This is a genomic window from Methylophaga thalassica MP (assembly GCF_000214595.1).
GTDB lineage: Bacteria > Pseudomonadota > Gammaproteobacteria > Nitrosococcales > Methylophagaceae > Methylophaga > Methylophaga thalassica.
The window spans coordinates 1,566,319-1,589,445 of the sequence record NZ_AFIG01000001.1; the positions used below are offsets into that span (position 1 = coordinate 1,566,319).

Annotated in this window: 22 protein-coding genes and 3 tRNA genes; 20 read left to right on the plus strand and 5 right to left on the minus strand. The window is 42.7% G+C overall.

What is annotated here, in order from left to right:
- The first annotated feature begins 3 nt into the window (after positions 1–3).
- The 5 genes from MAMP_RS07370 to trpC are packed head-to-tail and all read left to right on the plus strand — an operon-like array spanning position 4 to position 4,600.
- Positions 4–702, plus strand: coding sequence for a phosphoglycolate phosphatase (locus tag MAMP_RS07370; RefSeq protein WP_007145394.1), 699 nt, complete (start codon positions 4–6; stop codon positions 700–702).
- Positions 683–2,179 (plus strand): anthranilate synthase component I, encoded by a 1,497-nt coding sequence (gene trpE, locus MAMP_RS07375; RefSeq protein WP_007145395.1) that lies wholly within the window; start codon positions 683–685, stop codon positions 2,177–2,179. The genes MAMP_RS07370 and trpE overlap by 20 nt, the downstream gene beginning before the upstream one ends.
- Before the next feature lie 15 nt (positions 2,180–2,194).
- Positions 2,195–2,773, plus strand: a complete 579-nt coding sequence (locus tag MAMP_RS07380) for an anthranilate synthase component II (RefSeq protein ID WP_007145396.1) — start codon at positions 2,195–2,197, stop codon at positions 2,771–2,773.
- Between the two features lie 9 nt (positions 2,774–2,782).
- Positions 2,783–3,796, plus strand: coding sequence for an anthranilate phosphoribosyltransferase (trpD, locus tag MAMP_RS07385; protein WP_007145397.1), 1,014 nt, complete (start codon positions 2,783–2,785; stop codon positions 3,794–3,796).
- 3 nt (positions 3,797–3,799) lie between these two features.
- Entirely contained in the window at positions 3,800–4,600 is an 801-nt protein-coding gene (trpC, locus tag MAMP_RS07390) for an indole-3-glycerol phosphate synthase TrpC (RefSeq protein ID WP_007145398.1), read from the plus strand.
- Here the strand turns inward: trpC and crp are convergent.
- Positions 4,580–5,266 (minus strand): cAMP-activated global transcriptional regulator CRP, encoded by a 687-nt coding sequence (crp, locus tag MAMP_RS07395; protein WP_007145399.1) that lies wholly within the window; start codon positions 5,264–5,266, stop codon positions 4,580–4,582. The genes trpC and crp overlap by 21 nt on opposite strands.
- A 117-nt stretch (positions 5,267–5,383) precedes the next feature.
- Here crp and MAMP_RS07400 point away from each other — a divergent pair, with 117 nt between their 5' ends.
- The 3 genes from MAMP_RS07400 to MAMP_RS07410 are packed head-to-tail and all read left to right on the plus strand — an operon-like array spanning position 5,384 to position 6,515.
- The gene (locus MAMP_RS07400; RefSeq protein WP_007145400.1) at positions 5,384–5,803 is read left to right on the plus strand and encodes an OsmC family protein; all 420 of its coding nucleotides are present in this window, start codon (positions 5,384–5,386) and stop codon (positions 5,801–5,803) included.
- 20 nt (positions 5,804–5,823) lie between these two features.
- Positions 5,824–6,231: a VOC family protein gene (locus tag MAMP_RS07405; RefSeq protein WP_007145401.1), complete on the plus strand. Its 408-nt coding sequence runs from the start codon at positions 5,824–5,826 to the stop codon at positions 6,229–6,231.
- 2 nt (positions 6,232–6,233) lie between these two features.
- Positions 6,234–6,515, plus strand: a complete 282-nt coding sequence (locus MAMP_RS07410; protein WP_007145402.1) for a YcgL domain-containing protein — start codon at positions 6,234–6,236, stop codon at positions 6,513–6,515.
- Here MAMP_RS07410 and mutS read toward each other — a convergent pair.
- A complete protein-coding gene (gene mutS, locus MAMP_RS07415) occupies positions 6,512–9,070 on the minus strand; it encodes a DNA mismatch repair protein MutS (protein WP_040576235.1) in 2,559 nt (852 codons plus the stop codon). The two genes, MAMP_RS07410 and mutS, sit on opposite strands and share 4 nt — an antisense overlap.
- Before the next feature lie 16 nt (positions 9,071–9,086).
- On the opposite strand from mutS, the gene pncC reads away from it, so the two are divergent.
- From pncC to MAMP_RS07460, 9 genes are all read left to right on the plus strand, one after another.
- A complete protein-coding gene (gene pncC / locus MAMP_RS07420) occupies positions 9,087–9,587 on the plus strand; it encodes a nicotinamide-nucleotide amidase (RefSeq protein ID WP_007145404.1) in 501 nt (166 codons plus the stop codon).
- Between the two features lie 56 nt (positions 9,588–9,643).
- Entirely contained in the window at positions 9,644–10,684 is a 1,041-nt protein-coding gene (recA, locus tag MAMP_RS07425; protein ID WP_007145405.1) for a recombinase RecA, read from the plus strand.
- A complete protein-coding gene (locus MAMP_RS07430; protein ID WP_007145406.1) occupies positions 10,681–11,130 on the plus strand; it encodes a regulatory protein RecX in 450 nt (149 codons plus the stop codon). Before recA ends, MAMP_RS07430 begins: the two co-directional genes overlap by 4 nt.
- The gene (gene alaS, locus MAMP_RS07435) at positions 11,120–13,723 is read left to right on the plus strand and encodes an alanine--tRNA ligase (protein WP_007145407.1); all 2,604 of its coding nucleotides are present in this window, start codon (positions 11,120–11,122) and stop codon (positions 13,721–13,723) included. The genes MAMP_RS07430 and alaS overlap by 11 nt, the downstream gene beginning before the upstream one ends.
- 2 nt (positions 13,724–13,725) lie before the next feature.
- The gene (locus MAMP_RS07440; protein ID WP_007145408.1) at positions 13,726–14,949 is read left to right on the plus strand and encodes an aspartate kinase; all 1,224 of its coding nucleotides are present in this window, start codon (positions 13,726–13,728) and stop codon (positions 14,947–14,949) included.
- 241 nt (positions 14,950–15,190) lie between these two features.
- Positions 15,191–15,376 carry a carbon storage regulator CsrA gene (csrA, locus tag MAMP_RS07445; protein ID WP_007145409.1) on the plus strand — a complete coding sequence of 62 codons (186 nt, stop codon included), beginning with the start codon at positions 15,191–15,193 and terminating at the stop codon, positions 15,374–15,376.
- A gap of 56 nt (positions 15,377–15,432) precedes the next feature.
- Positions 15,433–15,522: transfer RNA gene (locus tag MAMP_RS07450), tRNA-Ser, on the plus strand.
- Between the two features lie 49 nt (positions 15,523–15,571).
- Positions 15,572–15,648, plus strand: a tRNA-Arg gene (locus MAMP_RS07455).
- A 76-nt stretch (positions 15,649–15,724) separates the two neighbouring features.
- Positions 15,725–15,801, plus strand: a tRNA-Arg gene (locus MAMP_RS07460).
- A gap of 98 nt (positions 15,802–15,899) precedes the next feature.
- Here MAMP_RS07460 and MAMP_RS07465 read toward each other — a convergent pair.
- Positions 15,900–16,358, minus strand: coding sequence for a hypothetical protein (locus tag MAMP_RS07465; RefSeq protein WP_139031847.1), 459 nt, complete (start codon positions 16,356–16,358; stop codon positions 15,900–15,902).
- Positions 16,359–16,410: 52 nt separating this feature from the next.
- Between MAMP_RS07465 and MAMP_RS07470 the strand changes: the two genes are divergently transcribed.
- On the plus strand, positions 16,411–17,418 hold the full coding sequence (locus tag MAMP_RS07470; RefSeq protein WP_007145411.1) for a hypothetical protein: 1,008 nt from the start codon (positions 16,411–16,413) through the stop codon (positions 17,416–17,418).
- Between the two features lie 517 nt (positions 17,419–17,935).
- Here the strand turns inward: MAMP_RS07470 and MAMP_RS07475 are convergent.
- Together MAMP_RS07475 and MAMP_RS07480 are read right to left on the minus strand one after the other, a co-directional pair.
- Entirely contained in the window at positions 17,936–18,511 is a 576-nt protein-coding gene (locus MAMP_RS07475) for a DUF2726 domain-containing protein (RefSeq protein WP_007145412.1), read from the minus strand.
- A gap of 216 nt (positions 18,512–18,727) precedes the next feature.
- Positions 18,728–20,428: a methyl-accepting chemotaxis protein gene (locus MAMP_RS07480; RefSeq protein ID WP_007145413.1), complete on the minus strand. Its 1,701-nt coding sequence runs from the start codon at positions 20,426–20,428 to the stop codon at positions 18,728–18,730.
- A gap of 265 nt (positions 20,429–20,693) precedes the next feature.
- On the opposite strand from MAMP_RS07480, the gene MAMP_RS07485 reads away from it, so the two are divergent.
- Positions 20,694–22,733 (plus strand): LTA synthase family protein, encoded by a 2,040-nt coding sequence (locus MAMP_RS07485; protein ID WP_007145414.1) that lies wholly within the window; start codon positions 20,694–20,696, stop codon positions 22,731–22,733.
- A 65-nt stretch (positions 22,734–22,798) separates the two neighbouring features.
- Positions 22,799–23,098, plus strand: coding sequence for a YMGG-like glycine zipper-containing protein (locus MAMP_RS07490; RefSeq protein ID WP_007145415.1), 300 nt, complete (start codon positions 22,799–22,801; stop codon positions 23,096–23,098).
- Positions 23,099–23,127: the final 29 nt, after the last annotated feature.

Genomic DNA, 23,127 nt, shown 5'->3' on the forward strand with positions numbered 1-23,127 from the left:
TTAATGAAGTTAGATTTACCTGAGGTTGTCTTTATTGACCTTGATGGCACGCTGGTTGACAGCGTGCCGGATCTAACTCATGCAACCAATCACATGCTCAGCAGTTTAGGATTAGCCAAAGCCAGCGAAAATGATGTCAGAAGTTGGGTAGGTAATGGTATTCCCCGGCTTGTTGAGCGAGCATTAACAGGTGACATGGAACAAAAAGCAGATGTCGGGCTATTTGAAAAAGCATTACCGCTGTTTTTAGATTATTATCAACAGTTCCCATGTGAAAAAAGCCAAGTCTACCCTGATGTATTTAAAGGGCTGAATTGGCTTAAAGATAAGCAGATTAAATTAGCATGTGTCACTAACAAGGACGAAACATTTACTCTGCCATTGCTTGAAAAGCTTGGTCTGAAAGATTATTTTGACCTTGTGGTATGTGGTGACACAACACCACATAAAAAACCACATCCAGCACCATTGCTGTATGGTGTTGATTACTTTCGGATTACCCCCGAAAAGGCATTAATGATCGGTGATTCCGTCAATGATGTAAAAGCAGCCAATGCTGCAGGATTTGCCATTATATGCGTGAGCTACGGTTACAATCATGGTCAGCCAATTTCTGCAGCTGCACCCGATACCGTAATAGATACTTTTGCAGAGCTGGAAAGCTTATTTTTAGAAAGAAGCAATGAAACAGTCAGAATTTGATCAACTTGCCACAGAAGGCTACAACCGCATCCCTCTCTCACGGGAAGTTTTAGCAGACTTAGATACACCATTAAGTGCTTATCTCAAATTGGCTGATGCGCCCTACTCCTACCTGTTTGAATCTGTTCAAGGTGGTGAAAAATGGGGTCGTTATTCGATGATTGGTCTGCCTTGCCGCACCATTGTCCGTGTTCGTGATAAGGACATTGTGGTAGAACAGGATGGGCAAGTTATTGAAACAGCACAAGCAAACGACCCTCTGGCGTGGATAGAACAATTCCAAACGCGTTATCGAGTGGCTGAAACCGATTCACTACCAAAATTTAATGGTGGTCTGGTTGGCTATTTCGGCTACGACACTGTACGTTACGTTGAATCCCGACTGAATAAAGCCCCTGAGTCTGACCCACTCGAATGCCCTGATATTTTGTTGATGGTATCGGATGAGTTAGTCGTTTTTGATAACCTCAGTGGTCGTCTGTATTTAATCGTTCATGCGGATCCAAACACAGAAAATGCTTATCGTATCGCGCAACAGCGACTGGATGAATTAACTCAGACGCTGCGCCAAACGGCGATGAACTTCCAACAGAATAAAGTTCACAAACAGGTCAACGAAGAAGACTTTCAATCAGGCTTTACCCAGCAAGGGTTTACTGATGCTGTTGAAAAGGCGAAGCAATACATTAACGATGGCGACATCATGCAAGTAGTTTTATCTCAGCGCCTGACCATTCCTTATAGTGCACCACCGATTGATCTATACCGGGCGTTACGGACATTAAACCCTTCCCCATACATGTTCTACATGCATCTTGATGACTTTTATGTAGTCGGTTCATCACCAGAAATTTTAGTGCGCATGGAAGATCAGGAAGTCACTGTCCGTCCGATTGCCGGCACTCGTCCTCGTGGCAAAAATGAAGAAGAAGATATTGCGCTAGAGCAGGATTTGTTATCTGATCCCAAGGAGCTGGCTGAACATCTGATGCTGATTGATTTAGGCCGAAACGATGTTGGCCGAGTTAGCAAAACAGGTACAGTTGAACTGACTGATAAGATGGTGATTGAACGTTATTCTCACGTTATGCATATCGTCTCAAACGTCACCGGCCAGGTATTAGATGATATGTCAGCCATAGATGCGCTAAGAGCCACCTTCCCTGCGGGGACTGTCAGTGGTGCACCTAAAGTGCGGGCAATGGAAATTATTGATGAATTAGAACCAGTAAAACGTGGCGTTTATGCCGGTGCGGTTGGTTATTTATCCTGGTCAGGCAATATGGATACCGCGATTGCCATACGCACAGCCGTCATAAAAAATGATCTGCTTCATATCCAAGCTGGTGCAGGTATTGTGTATGACTCAGTACCTGAAATGGAATGGAAAGAAACGATGAATAAAGCTCGTGCGATCTTTCGTGCTGTAGCCATGGCGGAAGCAGGATTGGAAGCCAATCCTCATGCAGAAAGCTAACCTAGGAATAGATACATGCTGTTAATGATTGATAATTATGACTCTTTTACCTATAACCTCGTGCAATATTTTGCTGAGCTGGGTGAAGAAGTGGCTGTTCATCGTAACGATAAAATCACTATTGCTGAAATTGAAGCAATGAATCCAGACAAAATTGTGTTGTCACCAGGACCTTGCACCCCAAATGAAGCGGGGATTTCCATGGAGGTGATCAAACACTTTGCGGGGAAAAAACCCATGCTGGGCGTATGTCTGGGTCATCAGGCAATTGGTCAAGTGTTCGGTGGCGAAGTCATTCATGCCAGCCAGATAATGCATGGAAAAACGTCTAAGGTCTATCACAACAACACCAGCGTGTTTAAAGGGCTTAATAACCCACTGGAAGCAACACGTTATCATTCATTAGTTGTGAGTAAATATAATTTGCCGGATTGTTTCAATATTACCGCCTGGACTCAGACTGACGACGGTGAGCTGGATGAGATCATGGGAATTGAGCATAAAACGCTTCCTATTGAAGGCGTGCAGTTTCACCCTGAATCTATCCTGACCGAGCAAGGTCATGAATTATTGAATAATTTCCTGCAAAGATAAGGCCTTTTGATGGATATACAGGCAGCCATTAAACAGCTCATCCAGCGCCATGATTTCAGTCATGATGAAATGTCGGATGTGATGAATCAAATCATGACAGGTAATGCGACACCAGCACAGATTGGTGGCTTTTTGATTGGCCTGCAAATGAAAGGTGAAACCGTCACCGAAATTGCGGCGGCGGCTGAGGTCATGCGAAGCCTGGCAACACCCGTTCATATCACCGGCGAACATGTTGTCGATACCTGTGGCACAGGGGGTGATGGTGCCAGTACATTTAACGTTTCAACAGCGAGTGCTTTTGTTGCTGCTGCAGCGGGCTGTCAGGTTGCCAAACATGGAAATCGTTCCATCAGTAGCAGTTCGGGTAGTGCAGATGTTCTTGAAGCTGCGGGGGTTAACTTAGAGCTTAGTCCGGAACAGGTAAAACACTGTATAGAAACAGTGGGTGTTGGTTTCATGTTTGCACAAAAACACCATGGCGCCATGAAACATGCGATTGGACCGCGTCGTGAGATGGGCGTCAGAACCATTTTCAACCTGCTAGGTCCACTCACAAACCCCGCTCAGGCTGCCCATCAGGTGTTAGGTGTGTTTGATAAAAAGTGGGTTAAACCGATGGCTGAAGTGTTACAAAAACTTGGCAGCCAACATGTGTTAGTGGTGCATGCTGAAGATGGTCTTGATGAAATCAGTATTGGTGCTGAAACCCATATTGCTGAGCTAAAGAATGGTACGGTGACCACCTACACCATTAAGCCTGAAGATTTTGGTATGCAACAGCATTCTATTGAATCGCTAACGGTCAGCAATGCACAGGATAGTTTGGCTCTGATTAAAGAAGTCTTCGAAGGCAAACCCGGCCCAGCACGTGATATTGTGGTCTTGAATGCCGGTGCCGCCATTTATGTGGCGGACATCTCCCCTTCCCTTGAAGAAGGTATCCATCTAGCGGCACGAGTTATTGACTCGGGTGCCGCCACGCAAAAATTAAATGCCCTAATTGTTACAAGCCGAACTTAAATTATGTCTGAAAATACACCCGATATTTTGCTAAAAATCCTGCAACGAAAACAGCAGGAAATCGCTGAACGTTCTGCAAAAATTCCATTAGCTATCATGCAACAATTAGCCGAACAGGCTAACCCGGTTCGTGGCTTTGTGGAATCTATCAGCAAAAAAATTCTTAATGACGAGCCTGCAGTCATTGCTGAAGTAAAAAAAGCTTCGCCAAGTAAAGGGCTGCTCAGAGAGAATTTTATTCCTGAAGATATCGCTGTCAGCTATGAAAAAGGCGGTGCAGCCTGCTTATCCGTGTTGACGGATCGTGATTTTTTTCAGGGACATGAAGTTTTTTTACAAGAAGCGCGTAATGCTTGCTCACTGCCAGTGATTCGTAAGGACTTCATTATTGATCCTTATCAGGTATTTGAAGCCAGAGCGATCAGTGCTGACTGTATTTTATTAATTGTCGCCGCACTGAATGACAATCAATTAGAAACGCTCAGCCAGTTGGCCATCCAGTTAGGTATGGATGTACTGGTAGAAGTGCATGATCTTGAAGAACTGGAACGTGCGTTAGTGTTGAATCTACCTTTAATCGGTATCAACAACCGTGATCTTCGAACATTTGATACATCGCTGGATACGACCCTATCTCTACTGCAACGTATTCCACAAGGCCATATCGTCATCACCGAGAGTGGCATTCATACCCGTGATGACGTGAAATTAATGCGTGACAATGACGTAAATGGTTTCCTGGTAGGTGAAGCCTTTATGCGTGCTGATGATCCAGGTGCTGAATTAGCCAAGCTTTTTTACTAAAGGTTTTTTATGACGATGTTCTTCATCATAGACGATCATCGTCTTACCCTTGGCCCATAACAAGCCATTGTCTTGTAACTCTTTGAGGACACGACCAACCATTTCACGTGAACATCCCACCATGCGGCTGATTTCCTGACGTGTGACTTTAATCTGCATACCATCAGGATGACGCATAGCATCTGGCTGAGCGGCTAACTCGTGCAAAGCAGCCTCAACCCTTCCTGCTACGTCAAGAAATGCCATATCAGTGGCTTTACGAGTTGTCGATAACAGACGTTTTGCCAATTGTTCTGCAATGGTAAACAACAGTGTTGGATAGCATTCTTTCAACTGTGTTTTTGAGAGATTCATGATCTGCTGGTAGGAAATCTCTTCAGTGCGCACATCGGTTCTGGCGCGCACCGTCACCATACGTTCACCGACATCTGAGAACATGCCTATCTCACCAATAAAGTCGCCCTGATTCAGGTAAGCAACGATAAGCTCCTCGCCTTCCTCATTTTCCATGCACACACTCACCGAACCTTCACGAATATAATAGAGCGTATGTGTCGGATCACCTGGACGAACAATGATATTCTTCGCCGGATAAGTTTTTGTGTGACAGCAGCGGAAAAACTCTGCTAATCCCTGTTCAATGGCCTTGTGTCTGTGATAGTCCATTTATTCATCCAAAAATGAGTCTGCGGGCAATAATACAGCATAAACGGGTATAATCCCTCAGCGATTTGATAAATATGTCAAATTTAAAGTGACTTATCAACTTTAGGAAACATTTTAATGAAAGCACGAGTGAAATGGGTCGAAGATGTTTTGTTTCTCGGCGAATCTGGAACAGGCCATACGGTAGTAATGGATGGACCTGAAGAAGCAGGCGGACATGGTACCGGCATGCGTCCGATGGAATTATTACTGATGGGTATGGCTGGATGTACAGCCTTTGATGTCATCGAAATTTTGAAAAAGTCTCAACAAGATATTCGTGACTGTGTGATTGAGGCGAATGGCGAAAGAAGCGAAGAAGCGCCTAAGGTTTACACCCATATCCATATTCATTACAAAATCACTGGTAAAAATGTAAAAGCCAACTTTGTTGAGCGTGCTATCAAAATGTCGACTGAGAAATATTGCTCAGCCACCATTATGTTGGCAAAAACAGCGACGGTGACACATGATTACGAAATCATTGAAGTTGAATAATCAAAAATTAAGAGTCACTCATGTCTGAAAACAAACTTGTACGACCAGGTAAAACCGGTGGCATGCGTCATATTGCTCTGTTTGTCGATGACCTTGCCGCTTGTGAATTTTTTTATACCGAATTACTTGGCATGCATGTCGAATGGAGGCCAGATGAGCAAAATGTGTATCTGAGTTCAGGTAATGACAATCTCGCATTACATCAGGCAGCAGAGCCACCCGCACCATCACACCAGCAAAAGCTGGATCATATCGGCTTTATTATTCCTAGCATGGACGAAGTTGATGCCTGGTTCGATTTTCTCAGTGCAAATAATGTCGAAATTCGTAACCCGCCACGTACGCACAGAGACGGTGCCAGAAGCTTTTATTGTTATGATCCGAGCGGTACTGTCGTGCAAATTATTTACCACCCACCCATCTCATAAAAATGAAAACCTATATATACAAAAGCCTTAAAAAAGAAGAGTTATATCTGTATATCACCAAAAAAGATGATTTTTCAGAGGTACCTCAAGAACTCTATAACTCAATGGGCAGAGAGCCTCAGTTTGTCATGGAGCTCGAATTATCTCCGGAAAAACCGCTTGCTCGTGAAAATGTCGTTACCGTTATCAAAAATCTGGAAACACAGGGCTTCCATGTTCAAATGCCACCTCGTCCAGAAAAACTAGGGGATTTTGTTAACCAGAAAAAGCAGCACCTTCACTAATTTCTGGCTAATTGGCTAAGCTCATACAGCATATCTAATGCCTGTTTTAGGCTTAGTTCATCCGGGCTGATTGCCCGCAGTTTTTTCTCAAGTTCTGAAGGCTCAGTATGCTGAGTAAATAAATCCTGCTGAGGCTGTTCGGCTAAGGTTTCAACTGAATAATGTGTCTGCTCAAGCTGCTTTAATTTTGCTTTGGCGGCATCAATCACATCGGCTGGCACACCAGCAAGCTGAGCAACTTGCAATCCATAACTCTGACTGGCAGCGCCCTCTTTCAGTTGATGAAGAAAAACAATTTTATCGCCATGTTCAATGGCATCAAGATGCACATTTCTAGCCTGTTCAAATAACTCGGGTAGCTGTGTCATTTCAAAATAATGGGTTGCGAATAAGGTATAGGCACCGATATCACGAATCAGTTTTTCTGCACATGACCAAGCCAGCGCCAACCCATCAAAAGTACTAGTCCCGCGCCCGATTTCATCCATCAACACCAAACTATGCTTTGTGGCATTGTTCAGAATATTCGCCGCTTCATTCATCTCAACCATAAACGTTGAACGCCCGGAAGCCAGATCATCAGACGCACCGATGCGGGTAAAAACCTGGTCCACAGGTCCGATAATCGCCTTAGTTGCTGGGACGTAACTTCCCATATGCGCCATTAAGACAATCAACGCTGTCTGTCGCATATAGGTCGACTTCCCGCCCATATTCGGCCCGGTAATAATTAATGTGGACTGCTCAGCCGTTAATTTCAGATCATTGGCGCAAAAAGGATGATCGTGACAGACTTCAACCACCGGATGTCGGCCTGCCTCGATATAAAGGCCGCTTTCATTCACAAATTGTGGCGCAACATAATCTAGCGTTTCAGCCCGCTCAGCCAAATTAGCTAAAACATCCAGCTCTGCCAAAGACATGGAACATTGTGATAAAGCGGATAACTCAGGCTCAACCTTATCAAATAACTCCTCATACAGTGCTTTTTCTAATGCCAGTGCTTTTTCGTTAGCACTCAGTACTTGCTCTTCAAATTGCTTTAGCTCTGGCGTGATATAACGCTCAGCATTTTTTAATGTCTGGCGACGGACATATTCATTGGGTAATTCAATATCATGAGCTCTGCTCAACTCGATAAAATAACCATGCACTTTGTTATAACCGACTTTAAGCGTATTTACGCCCGTTCGCAGACGTTCTTGTCGCTCAAGTTCATCTAAAAAACCACTGGCGTTTTTATGTAAATCACGCAGGCGATCCAATTCAGCGTGGTAACCGGCTTTTATAACGCCACCATCACGAATTAAAACAGGTGGTTCATCAATCATTGCCTGCTGCAATAACGCAAATAATTCACTAAAAGTGCCGAGTTGACGATCCAATTGTCTGAGATGGGTACTTTGCTTGGATTTTAATAAGCGACGTAAATCAGGCAAGGTTTCTAAAAGACGCCTGATATGCATAAAGTCTCTTGGTCTGGCCGTGCGTAAAGCCATACGTGACAAAATACGCTCAATATCCCCCAATGACCTCATTAGAGCGTGACAGTCACTGAAACTGTGATGATCCAAAAATTCCTGAATCACTTGCTGTCTATCAACTAATACCTTCTGATCACGAATGGGACGCATCAACCAGCGTCTCAATAAACGTGCGCCCATTGGGGTTGCTGTTTTATCCAGTACCGAGATAAGACTATTCTCAAGTCCACCCGACAGATTACGCTCAAGCTCAAGGTTTTTACGTGATTGAGGATCGAGTCGGATACTGTCTTTTGAATACTCGACCGTTAGCTGACGCAAATGAGGCAAAGCTGTTCGATGTGTTTCCTGCGCATAGTTCACCAGACAGCCAGCAGCACGGATTGCGATATCCAGTCCATCACAACCAAATCCTTTTAGATCAGTTGTATTGAACTGTTTACATAATCTTGTTTTAGCTGCCTTCAACTCAAAATGCCAGTCAGGTAGCTTACGGAGTTGTTTTTCAAACGCATCAAAACCGGCGGTTAATGTTTCACTCAATAAGATTTCTGCCGGTTGTAATCTGGCCAGTTCAGCTTTTAGCAAATCAGCATTATCTAATTCACTGATCATAAATCGACCACTGCTGATTTCTGCATAAGCCAGTCCATAACAGCCTTTTTCTTCACAGACGGCTAACAGCAAATTCTCATTACGACTATCTAACAGCGCTTCTTCTGTCAGTGTTCCTGGGGTGAGAACCCGAACCACCTGACGCTCAACCGGGCCCTTACTTGTCGCCGGGTCCCCTATTTGTTCACAAATAGCAACCGATTCACCTAATTTGATAAGCCGGGATAAATAGTTATCCGCAGCATGATATGGCACTCCAGCCATAGGAATCGGCGCACCATTACTGCTACCACGCGCGGTTAGTGTGATATCAAGCAATTCAGCGGCTTTATGAGCATCATCAAAAAATAACTCGTAAAAGTCGCCCATGCGATAGAACAGCAAAAAGTCCGGATGTTCTGCTTTGATGCGCAGATACTGCTGCATCATTGGAGTATGATTTTGTCTTTGAGTCATTTTAATAGTTTATATCATGCAAAATATTTCTGACGCATCACTGCAAGCAAAAATCATTCAAGTCGCTGAAACCTTAAATAAAAACCATTTCATGCTAACAACAGCGGAATCCTGCACCGGTGGCTGGGTAGCGAAATGTTGTACTGATCTCGCTGGCAGTTCAAGCTGGTTTGAACGTGGTTTTGTCACCTACAGCAATCAGGCAAAACAAGATCAACTAGGCGTTCAATTAACCTCACTGCAACAATTTGGCGCGGTGAGTCAGACCGTTGCCGAAGAAATGGCACTGGGTGCACTTAACAATTCATGTGCTGATATCAGTGTGGCATTAACAGGTATCGCAGGTCCCGATGGCGGCACAGAAACCAAACCTGTTGGTACTGTCTGGATAGGCTGGGCCCGAAAGTCTGACAAGGTTGTCAGCCAGCTTTTTCAGTTTGAAGGTGATAGAGAAAGCATCAGACGACAAGCTGTATTGAACGCCTTATCCGGAATCATTAAAAACGCTAGAGACTGACTGCTTTCTATGGGATAATCGAAGGATTTATTAAAAACAGCTTCAGAGGTAGTGCAATGGATGACGATAAGAAAAAAGCGCTAGGCGCCGCGCTTGGTCAAATTGAGAAGCAATTTGGTAAAGGCTCAGTAATGCGCCTTGGTGATAATGCCGCAGCTCGTGACGTATCAGCCGTATCTTCTGGTTCTATCGGATTAGACATTGCATTAGGAATAGGCGGATTGCCTCGTGGGAGGATTGTTGAAATTTACGGTCCTGAATCTTCAGGTAAAACCACTTTAACACTGCATGCTATCGCTGAAATGCAAAAGCTAGGTGGAACAGCTGCTTTTGTCGACGCTGAACATGCTCTGGATCCTGTTTATGCTGAGAAGCTAGGTGTCAATATTGATGACTTGCTGGTATCTCAACCCGATACAGGCGAACAAGCGTTGGAAATCACCGATATGTTAGTCCGTTCAGGCGCTGTGGATATCGTTGTTGTTGACTCCGTTGCCGCACTCACACCGAAAGCCGAAATTGAAGGCGATATGGGTGACAGCCACATGGGGCTTCAGGCTCGCTTAATGTCACAAGCCTTACGTAAGTTGACCGCCAACATTAAACGTTCAAACACTCTGGTCATATTCATCAACCAAATTCGTATGAAAATTGGTGTGATGTTCGGTAACCCTGAGACCACCACAGGTGGTAATGCACTTAAATTCTATGCCTCTGTGCGTTTAGATATCAGACGCATTGGCGCAATCAAAAAAGGTGACGAAATTCTGGGCAATGAAACCCGTGTCAAAGTCGTCAAAAATAAAGTGGCTCCACCATTTAAACAAGTTGAATTCGACATCATGTACGGTGAAGGCATCTCACGTGAAGGTGAATTGATTGATTTGGGTGTTCAACAAAATATTGTTGAAAAATCAGGTGCTTGGTATAGCTACAACGGCACACGTATTGGTCAGGGTAAAGACAATGTTCGTGGTTACTTAAAAGAAAACCCTGAAATGTCTGCTGAAATTGAAAGTAAAATACGTGAAACCATGCTGCCTAAAAAAACAGCCAAAAAAGATGACAGTGCTGTTGAGGACGATGTCGAGGCGTGAAGCAATCAGCCAGTGCACGAGCCATAAGCTATTTAGCCAACCGCGAACATAGTGCTCATGAATTGGCACACAAGCTAGACAAAGCAGGTTTTGACGTAGAAGAAATTGACGACGTTATTCAACAGTTAAAAGAAGCTGGCCTGCAAAGTGATGTCCGGTTTGCTGAGAGTTTTATCCGATCCCGAGCCAATCGGGGTTATGGTGCTGTCCGCATCAGTATGGAATTGAAAGAACGTGGTGTTGCTGCCGACATCATCAAAGAATGTATGAACCAGGCAGAAATAGATTGGTTTACGCTTGCCGCAGAAGTGCGTTGCAAGCGTTTTGGCGAGGAAATGCCCGATGATTATAAAAGCAAAGCAAAACAACAGCGCTTTTTACAATATCGCGGTTTTACTCATGAACAAATAACGGAAAGTTTTAATTTAACCGACGATGAAAAGTAGCGCAGATATTCGCAAGTTGTTTCTCGACTTTTTCGCAAGTAAAGGTCATGAAGTCGTAGCAAGCAGTCCCCTTGTTCCTGCTAATGACCCCACCCTTCTTTTCACCAATGCTGGTATGGTGCAATTTAAGGAGACATTCTTAGGTCAAGAAACCCGTAAGTACACTCGCGCCGTGACGACACAACGTTGCGTACGTGCAGGTGGTAAACACAATGACTTAGAAAATGTCGGTTATACCGCTCGCCACCATACATTCTTTGAAATGCTGGGTAACTTCAGTTTTGGTGATTACTTCAAACGTGAAGCCATTCAATACGCCTGGGAATTTTTGACAGAAACATTAGCTCTTCCTGCTGAAAAACTATGGATCACGGTTTTTGAAGAAGATGATGAAGCGGCTGATATCTGGTTAAATGAAATTGGTGTGTCTGCTGAACGTTTTTCGCGAATCGGCGCAAAAGATAATTTCTGGTCAATGGGCGATACCGGACCATGCGGCCCCTGCTCTGAAATTTTCTATGATCATGGTGGAGATGTCGCTGGTGGTCCACCAGGTACACCTGAAGAAGATGGCGACCGATATATTGAAATCTGGAATCTGGTCTTCATGCAATTCAACCGTTCAGCAGATGGTACCTTAACACCACTGCCTAAGCCTTCTGTTGACACAGGCATGGGGCTCGAACGTCTGGCTGCAGTATTGCAACACGTACATAACAACTACGAAATCGACCTGTTCCAACATCTGATCCAAGCGATTCAGAAACTCTCTGGTACCGAAGATCACACCAACTTCTCATTACGTGTCATTGCGGATCATATTCGCTCATGTTCATTCATGATTACTGATGGTGTCTACCCTTCTAATGAAGGTCGTGGTTATGTTTTACGTCGTATCATTCGCCGCGCCATTCGTCATGGTCATAAATTGGGTTTAAAAGACAACTTCTTTTATAAGCTTGTACAACCACTAGTTGATGAGATGGGTGAAGCTTTCCCTGAACTTGCTCAATCTCAGGAACTGGTTGAAAAAGCCCTGCAACAAGAAGAAACACGTTTTGCCGATACGTTGGATAATGGCTTAAAAATTCTGGATCAAGCCATTGAAGATATGGGCGATAAAGAGATCCCTGGTGAGACCGTTTTCTTACTTTACGACACTTATGGCTTCCCTATCGATCTGACCGCTGATATTGCACGTGAGCGCGGTCTGACTATTGATATCGCCGGATTTGAGCGTGCGATGGAAGCACAACGTAATCGTGCCCGCAGCGCGAGTCAGTTCTCTGGTGGTTTATCTGACCAGATTACCATTGACAGTAGCACAGAATTTTGTGGCTATGACCTCACTCAGCATGACAGTACTATCTTAGCCATCATCGTCAATGGTGAGCATGTTGATAGCATTTCTGAAGGTCAGGAAGGTTTAATCGTATTAGATAAAACACCGTTCTACGCCGAGTCAGGTGGTCAGGTAGGTGATCACGGTGAAATTAATGCGGATAATGCCAGCTTCACTGTTTCCGATACACGTAAACAATCTCAAGCGTTTACCCATATTGGTCGTTGCGAGCATGGCCGTTTTCAAGTTGGTCAACGTGTCACAGCACAGATCGATGAAAATAATCGTCTGGCAACGGCATTGAATCATTCTGCTACGCATCTATTACACGCAGCATTACGTAAAGTTCTGGGTGAGCATGTTATGCAAAAAGGCTCACTGGTGAATCCTCAACGTTTACGTTTTGACTTTTCACATTTTGAGCCAGTCACTCCAGCCCAACTTCGTGAAATCGAACGTTTAGTTAATCAACAAATTCGTCTCAACCACCCTGTTGAAACACGTTTAATGGCCATTGAAGAAGCCAAGAAAAGCGGCGCAATGGCATTGTTCGGTGAGAAATATGATGATGAAGTTCGTGTGTTAAGCATGAGTGATTTCTCTATCGAGTTATGCGGTGGCACGCATGTTAAGCAAACCGGTGATATCGGTATGTTAAAAATCACCTCAGAAGCTGGTATTGCATCAGGTGTCCGTCGTATCGAAGCGGTCACCGGTGAAAAAGCGATTGATTACATCGAACAAATGGAAACCACGCTGGCAGACGTATCAGACTTACTGAAAGCCAAACCCGCCAATGTGCAGGATAAAGCATCTCAGCTGGTTCAGCGTCAACGCGAGTTAGAAAAAGAACTGGAAGCATTGAAAGCGAAATTAGCCAGCAGCGCAGGTAATGATCTGGCTGACTCTGCAACAGAAATCAATGGCATTAAAGTACTCGCTTCAACCCTTGAGGGAGCGGATGGAAAATCGCTCAGAGATGCTGTTGATCAGTTAAAAAATAAGCTGGGCACAGCGGTAATTGCTCTAACAGCTGTCAATGATGAAAAAATTACAATTATTGCTGGCGTAACCAAGGATATTACCGATAAAATCCGCGCCGGAGATCTGGTTGGCCATATAGCTAGTCAGGTTGGAGGTAAAGGTGGCGGCCGTCCTGATATGGCTCAAGGCGGCGGTAATGAACCCCAGAATTTGGCAGCAGCGTTAGCATCTGTTCCAGACTGGGTCACTTCGAAGCTGGAAAACTAAGCATGTCTTTAATCGTTCAAAAATATGGTGGAACATCCGTCGGCTCTGCTGATCGCATTCGCGAAGTAGCGAAAAAGATCATTGATTATCGTAATCAAGGCCATGATTTAGTGGTCGTCGTCTCAGCAATGAGTGGCGAGACTAATCGCTTAATCGATTTGGCTAAACAATTAACCGACAATCCGCGTGGTCGTGAGTTAGATGTTTTACTGTCAACGGGTGAACAAGTCACGATTGCCCTGCTCAGTATGACGATTGCTCAAATGGGTATGTCTGCCGTTTCCTACACTGGAAGTCAGGTTCGTATATTGACGGACAATGCACATAACAAAGCCAGGATTATGGAGATTGATGACAACAAAATTCGGCATGATCTTAGCCAAGGCAAAGTTGTAGTCGTAGCTGGTTTTCAAGGCTGTGATGAGAATGGCAACATTACCACACTAGGTCGTGGTGGCAGTGATACAACGGCAGTAGCTCTGGCTGCGGCACTAAAAGCCGATGAATGCCAAATCTATACCGATGTCGACGGCGTTTATACAACCGATCCCCGTGTTGTACCTGAAGCACGTCGCTTAGATTCTATTACCTTCGAAGAAATGCTGGAAATGGCCAGCTTAGGTGCAAAAGTATTGCAAATTCGCTCTGTTGAGTTTGCGAGTAAATATAACGTCCCATTACGTGTCCTCTCCTCGTTTACAGAAGGTGGTGGCACATTAATAGCGGCTGAGGACCCATCAATGGAACAAGCTTTAATTTCAGGTATTGCGTTTAATCGTGATGAAGCCAAACTGACTATTCTCGGTGTACCTGATCACCCTGGCATTGCTTCACAAATTCTCGGACCAATCGCGGCAGAGAATATCGAAGTTGACATGATCATCCAAAACACCGGTCATGATTCAACGACAGACTTTACATTTACCGTTCATCGCAACGACTATCAAGCAGCCTTGGCGATTCTCAAGAGAACAGCAGAAGAGCTCGGTGCAAGAGAAGTTAACGGTGACGAAAAAATTGCAAAAATCTCGGTAGTCGGTGTAGGTATGCGCTCTCACGCGGGGATTGCAAGCACAATGTTTGGCTCCCTGGCGAAAGAAAACATCAACATCAGTATGATTTCTACTTCTGAAATTAAAATTTCAGTCGTTATTGATGAAAAATACCTGGAGCTTGGTGTCAGGACCTTACATAAAGCGTTTAATCTGGAGCAAACACCCTCTTAATTTCTAAATGCTTGAGTCATTTCATTTTTTTGACATCATTTTATCGCGATCACCTCATGTTCCTGATAAAATATTCATTGGACGGGGGATAAATCTCGTTTTTTTATAGTCCATGAATAAAGGGGCAAAAAAGACCCCTCAAGCTGAATAGGACAAAAAGGCACGAGGCCTACTCAATTGAAAGGAGTCATGATAATTCTCCTAGTAACCTCGGCCAACTTTGAGAGTAAAGGGGAAAAACATGTTAATACTCACACGCCGTGTTGGCGAATCACTCATCATCGGTGACGATGTTGTTGTAAACGTACTTGGTGTTAAAGGTAATCAGGTAAGAATTGGTGTCGACGCTCCTAAAGACGTCACAGTGCACCGTGAAGAAATTTATGATCGCATTCAGGCTGAAAAAGATCAGCCAAATGTGGGTTAAATTTACAATTATCACTAGCCAAATCGTTATCTTCTGATATACTAGGCGGCTTTGATGGAGAGCTGGCCGAGAGGCTGAAGGCGCGCCCCTGCTAAGGGCGTATAGGTTTACCCCTATCGAGGGTTCGAATCCCTCGCTCTCCGCCATAAATTTTATTGATGGCATCCTTGGATGCTTGTATAATAAGCGGCTTTAGCGCCCGTAGCTCAGCTGGATAGAGTACCTGGCTACGAACCAGGCGGTCGCACGTTCGAATCGTGCCGGGCGCGCCATTTAAAGTACATAATCAAGCAGTCACCGAGAAATCGGGACTGCTTTTTTATTTCAATAATAGATTTCAGATAGATAGCGCCCGTAGCTCAGCTGGATAGAGTACCTGGCTACGAACCAGGCGGTCGCACGTTCGAATCGTGCCGGGCGCGCCATCTGTCTTGTGTAGTCGAAAATATACCATATCAATCGACACAAACTATCTGCATAGAATGTTAAGTGTTCAGACGAAAAATCTACATTTCACTCCATCTTAATATCTAATCAGCCTTCCAACTCCTGCAAAAACACTTCCATCAACAACAGCATCCAAAAGTGCCTCATCATCACTTTTAGCCTTCTCAACTAAGTCACTCATAGATTCACTAAAATCGAAATAGAACGCATTTGATGAAGTACATTCATAAAGAGAGAGAAATAAAGATTTCTCTTCCGTGGTAAGTTCATCTTCATTCAGCGGGTCAGCTTTATCATTCAAATATTCGAATATCATTTTATTAGGATCCTCCGCTTTTGAAGCGTCATTAATTACTGTGTCTAGACCTGATATTATTAAGATTGCAATTGTTACAAATATGACCAAAGAAAAGAGTATTGAAGAAGCTCTTCGACTTTTCTTCTTTTCACGCGCAATATCAGCAATCTCATCTATTTCAGTATTAAGGAAACGAGCATAGAACTTTTTTACACTTGAATGATTTGGACTAGACATTTTCATGTAACCTAAATACTTTTAGTTCTCTCATCGGTTAGGTGATATAGAAATGATTTTTAGAAGATTCGCTATTCTAGAATTAAATGGAAAAATAAACCTCTCAAAAATTGCTTCAGAAATAAAGGTTTCTCAACATGAAAGCGTATTCAGATTAGTTCATTCACAGGATGATGAGTCTCTTACATTAATACTCCACTCCGATATTATTCTTCCCATTGAAGAAAATGTATATCCCTCAATAAACTATTTCAGCTCCGTTAATAGTAAGGTCGAAAAACGAATTGAAATTGCAGCAGCATTAATTTCAGTATCTCTCAATGCATCCAAAAAACTTCGTTCATCGTTTCCTTGTTTTGCACTCAAAGCAGAAAATAGTCAGGATAGAGAATTCTTAGATGGACTTGACGATAATGACACCTCAAACTTATTCTCAGAAAAAATATTCCTCAAATCCGCCTACCTGCCATTAAATGAACAAACCAGTCCAATTTACCTGGACAGAATTGATGGCGTCATATCTTTCTCAGAAGTACTCAGTTCGAACACAGCTATTTCACAATTTAAAGAATTAATTAGGTTCTTTGAAATAGCTTTTGGAGCTACATTCATTAGCTGCATAAAAAAAATATTTAAGACTATAGAATCTAGCGGGCTAGGATACACACAGAATGAAATTCGTAACTGGTACAAATTAAGAGGTGGTGCAATTCATGGAGATAGAAGTAAAAGTGATTTAGTCTACGAAAGCGAAGTCATGCATGTAGTTGAAAGAATCATACAGGCTGCAATCATTGTTCTAATCAGAAAAAAAAACTGGCATAAGAATGATGGAGAGCTACGAAATGAGTGGATACCACCCTTTAGAACTGATAATGAAGGGAAATCAATAGGTACGACTAATGAAGAAATATTTGTTGATATGAGAGAATCATCCGACGTTTTTGGTTCATGGCTTTTGCATGGAATTAAAGGAATCCATTTTGACCCCACGAAAGATAATTGGTGGGTACCAGGCAAAGATGAGGTGCCCACTGATTTGGGATCAAATATTGTATAAAAAGCGCGAGATAGGGTAGATTGCCAAAATATCTGTTTTTTCAGCCTATTTTTAATTATTAGTGAACCCAAAAATGATTATATTCATGACTAAATGAAACTATTTCTAGTAAAGGTGAGGCTAAATATAAAAGTTTGGCTAGAACTGCAGGCAACTGTTTTAATTAAACACTTAACCAATCTAAAAGCCAACTACGAACCAGGCGGTCGCACGTTCGAATCGTGCCGGGCGCGCCATCTGTCTCTCCACTACCCCTTCCCCACAATCATCAATCATAATCATTTATGATGGCTTGTTTCAGTCATCTGTTCTGAAAAACTATCTTCTGATGAGATTCACTCTATTAATAAGCGTGAGTTAGAAATATCATTTTTTTAACTCACAGAAATAATCAACCAATAAAAATAAAGGTACTTCTGCTAACTATAGCCTAGGCACCTCTATTATTTGACTATCGAATGGTGAGCCGATCAGATGAAGCTATCGAGCTATCTTGACGCAACCTGCAAGAAAAGAATTATCTATCCGGATTGATCAGGATTTTTATATCATCCATCACGACATCAGATGAAAATTGAATAGCAAATTCAGGATGAATCGCATTCTTTATTTTCTCGGCTATCGATTGCGACTGATAACTCTGTTCTACTGTAAAACGTATTAAAGGCACTCTGGCAACTCGCAAGACATTGTCTAGAAAATCATCACGCAGTCGTCTCGCAGGCTTTTCATGTGAACTATCGTCAAGTTCTATCGCACATAAAATATCGGCTGTTTTCGTGTCAGTCAGAACAAAATCAACGTGCTTGGACTGAATTTTGTTAAAGGCTTTTTGCCACTCAGATTTAGACTTCGTTTGCTTTACGGTCACGATATCAGCCAGTCGCACTTTAGAAGAAATATCATACTGTCCATCGACGGCAAGTTTCAGGCTATGTTGGAATGAGAGTTCTGCCGGAGTGAGTAATGATGGTTGTTTACTGTAGGGATATTCTGTTGTCTTTTCTGTTTTATCCTTGTCATCCTTCATCAAGGCGAGAAGCAGAACAGCCACTAATATGACAATAAACAATCCAATAAAAACAAATGACATCTTAATATTCCAGCTGAAAAGCTGATCTTAGAATAGATGCTCATCGCTCAGCAATGAATAAAGACATTATTCTATAATTATTTAATAACCATTTGTTTTAAATAAGAATAATTAACTGATGACGTTAATATCCATATCCGGATATTAACGTCTTATTCCAAGCCGCGACAGCAATTAAATGCATGTGTATACAAAGTCGCTATCAAAAATGCTCTTTTACGATACTTTAAACTGCCTGACCATACTGGTGAGCTTTTCACTTAATTGCGCAATTTCCTGGCTCGCCTGTGATACCTGCTCAGATCCTTCGGCTGTGTTTTCTGACACCTGTTGAATATTATGCACATTGCTATTAATTTCGTTGACCACATGACTTTGCTGCTCGGCTGCGGTCGCAATCAAGGTATTCATCTCAGTGATTGAGCTAACCGAATTGGTAATTTCTTTTAATGAATTGGTGGCATCTACCGCTTTTGACACAAGCCCTTCAATACTCTTCTGATTCAGTGCCATCGAGTTAACAGCATTATCGGATCCTTGCTGCAAAGTAAGGATCAGGTCTTCAATCTCTTTGGTTGAGTCTTGTGTTTTTTGTGCTAAGGAACGCACTTCATCAGCCACAACAGCAAAACCTCGTCCCTGATCGCCTGCACGAGCGGCCTCAATAGCTGCATTTAAAGCAAGTAAGTTTGTTTGTTCAGCAATGCTTTTAATTACATCAAGTACGGTACCGATGTTTTCACTATCTGATTTCAGAGTTTTAATGACAGAGGTTGAAGTATTAATTTCTGCTGCAAGGTTATTAATTGAGGCAACAATTTCCTCAACAACTTTACGACCAGACTCCGAGTCTTTATCGCCTTTAATAGCCGCTTCAGAGGCCTTTTCAGCACTAATCGCAACTTCTTGTACGGTTGCTGTCATCTCGGTGATAGCCGATGCGACGTGCACCGTTTCATTTTTTTGTTTAGCAATATTCTTATTGGTTGAAATACTCACCACTGAGGTTTCTTCCGCTGCAGTCGATAATTGCTCCGATGCTTGAGTAATACTGATGACCAAACTCTGAAGTTTTTCGACAAAACGATTAAATGTTTTCCCCATCGCACCTACTTCATCAGCGCTGTCAAAATTCATCCGTTTTGTTAAATCATTATCCTGAGCCATTGAGGTAAGAACAGCCATCACGCCTTTGATGGGTGTAACGATGTTACTAATAATAATTTTTGAGATGAAAATACCAATTATTAGTGAAGCCACTGCCATTGCAATCAGGCTAAATAAACTGGAGCGCTGCACATTCTGAACATTTTTTACTGACCGGTTTGTAATATTATCAATGCTCGCTTGCATGGCTTGTAAGCTTTCAAATAATTTTGCTTCGATATCCTGTAGCTGTGCCTGCTCATCCTTTGATAGATAACCACCGCCCGACATACTTCCACCGCGTTTGATAATCTGAATCGCACTATCAACGTATTTCTGATAATTAGCCTGCTGCTCAACTACTTTAGCTGTATTTTCGTCCAGACTAAGCACATCCGCGTGTAAATCAGCATCAAGTACCTTGCCTTTCGATTTATCCAGAATAGTGACGATGTCTTGCATCGCTTGATTGGTTTGTGCAGTGATATTTTCTATGCTGGTGAAATGCTCTTTGATGATGTTTCTTCTCGCCCCTGATTTGGCATCAATCATCAACTGCTGTAATTCAGCCGCTTTTTTTAATTGAAGCTGACTCGCTTCAGACACATTTTTTTCAAGTGGCAGTGACATCTCATGAATAACAGAAAATTCCTCTGAAATATTATTCATTTTGAAGATAGCAAAAGCAGAGATGATCACTTGGGTTATGCCAAGAATAATAACCACACTGAAAATCTTTTTCCCGATAGGAAGGTTCTTAATAAACTGCATTCCAGCTCCAGCCTCAGTCAAATTTAATCGTTAATTATGTCAACCATGAATATTTCATAGTCTATGCAGAGAGTATATCGGCTGAATTTTTTGATAATTAAAATTTTTAATTGCCAACCGCTGATAAACAAGAACATAGCAGTCAATATACTGAAGGCTTCACCTTAAGTTTTTCTTAACGAAATCGATGCAAACTGGCGTTCACCGATCATTTCACTGCATCAACTAGCGATGAGTGATTCTGCTGATAACTGATGGACGCCCCATGCAAAAAAACGATAACAACAGTCTTTTTTCTGATCTTTATTTTATTTTTAGTTCAGCATTTATTTTGATGCTATTACAGACGCTATTGAGAGCAATTCTGTTGTGGCGAAACAATGATCTCAGTGCCGCCATTCCCAACCATGATCTCATTCAAGCTTTTATCACCGGGCTCCGCTTTGACTTAATCGTCACTGTTTATATACTGCTGCCCTTAATCATTGGTTTGCTATTTAAAAAAGGGTTAAACAACCGTAAAGCCTACACGCTCTGGCTTACCTTTGTGTCCAGTGTGATGATCTTTCTCGCCATTGTAGAGCTCGACTTCTATCATGAATTTCATACACGACTAAACAGCCTGGTATTTGAATATATGAAGGAAGATCCGGCAACGGTGTTGAGCATGATTTGGTATGGCTTTCCTGTTGTCACTTATCTCATCATCATTGGTTTACTTATCACAGCATTGTTTTTTATCTTTACGCTAAACAGCCGAATTAACCAAACTAAATCTACAGATAAAACTCGATACAGCTTAAGAATGACAGCATTCTTTGTGGTCTTGCTGATATCTGTTGTTGCTGCGCGTGGCACATTACGTCAGGGACCACCACTTCGTTGGGGTGATGCCTTCCAGAGTCATTATCTTTTTGCCAATCATTTAGGTTTAAACGGTGTTTATACATTAGCTAAAGCGGTCATTGGTACTAAAAAAGGTGACAACAAATGGCTCAAGAAAATGCCAATAGCTGAAGCCGACAATACTGTGGAACAGATGGTTTTAACGCCATCGGATACACAACTAGACCCAGACTACTCGCCTGTCTTACGTACTTACCATGCCCGTACAGTTGAAAGCAAAAAGCCATTAAATGTTGTGTTCATTCTGATGGAAAGTTTTAGTGGTGAATATGTTGGTGCCTTGGGCCATGACGAAGCTATTACTCCAGAGTTCGACAAACTCGCCAAACAAGGCCTGTTATTTAATCGCTTTTTTTCTAATGGCACACATACTCACCAGGGCATGTTTGCTTCATTAGCCTGTTTTCCTAACCTGCCGCACTATGAGTATTTGATGCAACAACCTGAAGGCAGTAACCATTTTTCAGGTTTGATACAAATGACCGCCGACCGAGACTATCAAAGCATGTATGTTTATAACGGTGATTTTGCCTGGGATAACCAAAAAGGCTTTTTTGGTGCCCAGGGTATGCAACGTTTTATTGGCAGACATGACTTTGTGAATCCTGTTTTCTCCGATCCTACGTGGGGTGTATCGGATCAGGATATGTTCGACCGGGCTGCCGAAGAGTTACAAAAAATGCCTAACGATAAGCCGTTTTTTGCCTTTTTACAGACTTTATCCAATCATACGCCATATGCCTTACCTACCCCACTGCCTGTTGCAAAAGTCACTGGACATGGTGAATTGAATGAGCATCTAACAGCGATGCGTTATGCCGACTGGGCATTAGGTCAGTTTTTTAAAAAAGTGGCCAAATCAGATTATTTTGACAACACATTATTTGTTTTAGTGGGTGATCATGGCTTTAGCACACCCAATCAAGTCACCGATATTGATATGCTCAAATTCCATGTGCCGCTATTAGTGCTTGGTCCAAATGTTGTTAAAAACTATGGACACAGTAATTCAACAGTTGGTGCTCAAGTGGATATCGCACCGACTGTAGCTGGTTTACTGGGTGGAGATACTACTTATAGCTGCTGGGGCCGTGATTTACTGAATATTCATGACGCCGGATTTGCCGTGATCAAACCATCTGGTTCAGATCCGACTACAGCCATCATTGATGATAATAAAGTACTGGTTAAATCAACCGATAATTCCGCCTCGTTGTATCAATATCAGCTATTACCTATAGCATCAGCTAGTGAAATATATGACACGGCAGATACGGAAAAACTGGATCACCGTTTAGACGCCTATATTGAGTCTGCCACATCGACTTTATTACAAGGTAAAGCTGGAGTAAAAACACCAAATAAGGGCATGGCACTGAATGACCAATCCAGCGAATAATTGCCAATTTCCTTATATTTAGTTATGTTGTGCGCTAGTTATTTGCAAAAAGGCTCAATCATAATATGAACATAAGATTCCTGATTATCCCATTGTTGGTGACAACATTTGCAGCTCATGCTGATAGTTCTACATTAGATGCAGCGGTAGGTGGCGGTATTGGTGGTGCTGTAGGCGCTGCCGTTGGCAATGAAGTCGGTGGACGTGAAGGAGCAATGATAGGTGGTGCCATTGGTGCAGCCACGGGTGTAGCCGTCAATACTGATGAATCAGCAGGTCACGGTGAACATCATGAAAAACATTATCATGATGATCATAAAGGTCATTTCTGTCCTCCTGGTCAGGCCAAAAAAGGCAACTGTTAGCTCCCTCAAAAAAGCCGTCATTTCTGACG